Source organism: Phenylobacterium sp. CCH9-H3 (genome assembly GCF_001557235.1).
Taxonomy (GTDB): domain Bacteria; phylum Pseudomonadota; class Alphaproteobacteria; order Caulobacterales; family Caulobacteraceae; genus Phenylobacterium.
Genome location: NZ_LSJI01000085.1, coordinates 1 through 285 on the forward strand (window position 1 = coordinate 1; position 285 = coordinate 285).

A 285-nucleotide genomic window follows, 5' to 3' on the forward strand; every position below is an offset into this window, starting at 1 on the left:
AGTAGAAGCTCTTGTCCTGTCCGGCCACGAACTCGACGGTGCCGGCGCTGTCGTAGCCGACCGCCTTGGCCAGCGCGACGGCCTGGTCGCCCATGGCCTTGCGGGTCTTGTCGTCCAGCAGCGGGCTGGGCGCCTCTTCGATGACCTTCTGATTGCGGCGCTGGATCGAGCACTCGCGCTCGAACAGGTGGACCACGTTGCCGTGCTTGTCGCCCAGCACCTGGATCTCGACGTGGCGCGGGCTCTCGATGAACTTCTCGATGAAGATCCGGTCGTCGCCGAAGC

At 65.6% G+C, this 285-nt stretch carries 1 pseudogene; it reads right to left on the reverse strand.

Going from position 1 to position 285, the window contains the following annotated elements:
• A pseudogene (locus tag AX721_RS07935) lies at positions 1-285 on the reverse strand (acetyl/propionyl-CoA carboxylase subunit alpha); the annotation flags it as partial.